This window comes from Polaromonas sp. P3_C2 (genome assembly GCF_056402675.1).
Genome location: NZ_JBFUGX010000693.1, coordinates 1 through 2,090 on the forward strand (window position 1 = coordinate 1; position 2,090 = coordinate 2,090).

Annotated in this window: 4 protein-coding genes; all 4 read right to left on the minus strand. The window is 59.9% G+C overall.

Going from position 1 to position 2,090, the window contains the following annotated elements; genetic code table 11:
* Nucleotides 1-12: 12 nt before the first annotated feature.
* Nucleotides 13-528, minus strand: coding sequence for a DUF1178 family protein (locus tag AC1DWI_RS20830; RefSeq protein WP_477671604.1), 516 nt, complete (start codon nt 526-528; stop codon nt 13-15).
* 21 nt (nt 529-549) lie between these two features.
* On the minus strand, nt 550-1,164 hold the full coding sequence (locus tag AC1DWI_RS20835) for an NUDIX domain-containing protein (protein WP_477671603.1): 615 nt from the start codon (nt 1,162-1,164) through the stop codon (nt 550-552).
* A complete protein-coding gene (locus AC1DWI_RS20840) occupies nt 1,161-1,463 on the minus strand; it encodes a DUF2818 family protein (protein WP_457279055.1) in 303 nt (100 codons plus the stop codon). Before AC1DWI_RS20840 ends, AC1DWI_RS20835 begins: the two co-directional genes overlap by 4 nt.
* Before the next feature lie 8 nt (nt 1,464-1,471).
* Nucleotides 1,472-2,090: NADH-quinone oxidoreductase subunit N (locus AC1DWI_RS20845; protein WP_477725645.1), on the minus strand; the 619-nt coding region annotated here is incomplete at its 5' end.

A 2,090-nucleotide genomic window follows, 5' to 3' on the forward strand; every position in this document is an offset into this window, starting at 1 on the left:
CCGTGGGGGTCATTACTGCAACGTTTCCTTGATCCCAGGCAGCAAAGGCAAGGGCATGACGTCGATGCCCTCCTCTATCAGTTCCACGGTTTCGCGCGCACTGGCCTGGCCGCGAATGCTGCGCGCCTCCAGTTCGCCATAGTGCATGCGGCGGGCCTGATCCGCAAACTGGCTTCCGACATCTTCGGTATGCGCCATCACATGACGCAAGGCCTTCAGGAACGCGGCCTGCTCTGCCTGACTCTTTGCGGCCGGTATACCCGCCATGGCGTTGGCCTCGCCTTCGACGACCCGCGCCGGGTTCGGAATGGCAACTTGTGAAGACGCAGCAGCCCGGCTGCCTGCGCTCACGATGTCATGGCCACCCAGGTTGAGACGTGGTGCACTGGGAAGTTTCTGGATGCTTTTGTCGGCACACATCGGGCATTCGATCAGGCCGCGCGACAGCTGGGCCTGGAAGTCGTCCTCGGACGCAAACCAGCCTTCAAATGAATGCTGGTGCGCACATTGGAGATTCAGGACTTTCATGGCCGGATTATCGCCGGGGGATCAGGGTGTTGCAGTTTGCCAGTCCAAAGCCCACGCCCCGGAGAGCACGTTTTGCAACCACAGTGCGCCTGTCAATGTTTTTGCATCCGTGACCTCGCCGCTGGCGCACCAGGCAAGAAGCTCAGCGGGTGTTGCCGTAAAGACGTCCAGAAACTCCCCGGCATCCAGCTTGCGATGGCCGAGTGTCAGCCCGCGCGCAAACCAGATGTCAATAAATTCGGTAGAGTACGAGATCACCGGATGCAACACGCCCGCCCTCGCCCATTCACGTGCGGTGTAACCGGTTTCCTCCAGCAGTTCACGCTGTGCGCAGGTCAGCGAACCTTCGCCCGGATCGAGCTTGCCCGCGGGAAACTCCACCATCACGGCACGCATGGGGTAGCGGTACTGGCGCTCCAGCACCAGACGCCCGTCGTCCAGTTGCGCCACGATCATCACGGCACCGGAGTGAATGACGTATTCGCGCGTTGCCTGGTTGCCATCGGGCAGCCTGACGGTATCGCGCAAGGCATGCAGGAAATTCCCTCTCAGGATCTCGACCGAATCGATGCAGGTCTCGACGAGGTGCGCGTCGGCAATTGCACCGGCTTGATCAGGACCGGAAGATGCGCTCATGGGCGGTGCTTGAACAGGTAGCGCCAGGTAAATCCGGGAAACGCAAAGGTGATGAAGAGCGTACCGGTGATGGCATAAAACTCCCAGCCTTGCGGTGCAATCTGACCGCTCCGCTGCTCAAGGTATAAGCCCAGACCGCCGACAACCAGGTACCAGACCACCAGCTCTGCAGCCCTGATTGCCAGGTTTTTCGGCAACTTGAGCGCGTAGACCGCGAACAGGCGATTGCTGATGAAAGGCAGGTTGGCTGCCAGCAAGGCCAGCAGCACGACCAGCCAGACTGAAGCAGTTTGGGTCATGGCAGAGGTCAGCTACCCAGTGATTTGACGATGCTGCTGATGGACTGCGCGCACAGGGTCATCAAACCGCCAGGCATGATGCCTAGGATCAGGATGAGCGCACCATTGATGGCCAGCACTGCCTTGGCATCTGCCGGCGCAGAAACCGGCTGGGCGTTATGGGCCAAGGGTGCATCAAAGTACATGACCTTGACCACACGCAAGTAATAGAAGGAGCCCACCAGCGACATGATCACCGCAAAAACGGCCAGCACAATGTAGCTGGTTTGTTGCGAGGAAATCAGCGCCTGCAGGACGGACAGCTTGGCATAAAACCCCACCAGCGGCGGCAGGCCGGCCAGCGAGAACATGCTGATGGCCATCACGCCGGCGTACAACGGGCTGCGCTGGTTCAGGCCGGCCAGATCGACGATCTCTTCAGACTCATGCCCTGCCCGTGCCAACAGCATGATGATGCCGAAAGCACCCAGAGTGGTGAGCACATAAGTCAGTGCATAGAACATCGCTGCGCTGTAGGCGGATTCAGTGTTGAGCTGGTTGCCGTTGACCACGCCGGCCAGCAGGCCGAGCAGCAAGAAGCCCATCTGGGAGATGGTGGAGAACGCCAGCATGCGTTTGAGGTTGGAC

Bases quoted from the DNA above. Each gene is read 5' to 3' on its own strand.
- AC1DWI_RS20830 (WP_477671604.1), bottom strand. From the start codon at position 528: ATGAAAGTCCTGAATCTCCAATGTGCGCACCAGCATTCATTTGAAGGC.
- AC1DWI_RS20840 (WP_457279055.1), bottom strand. From the start codon at position 1,463: ATGACCCAAACTGCTTCAGTCTGGCTGGTCGTGCTGCTGGCCTTGCTG.
- AC1DWI_RS20835 (WP_477671603.1), bottom strand. From the start codon at position 1,164: ATGAGCGCATCTTCCGGTCCTGATCAAGCCGGTGCAATTGCCGACGCG.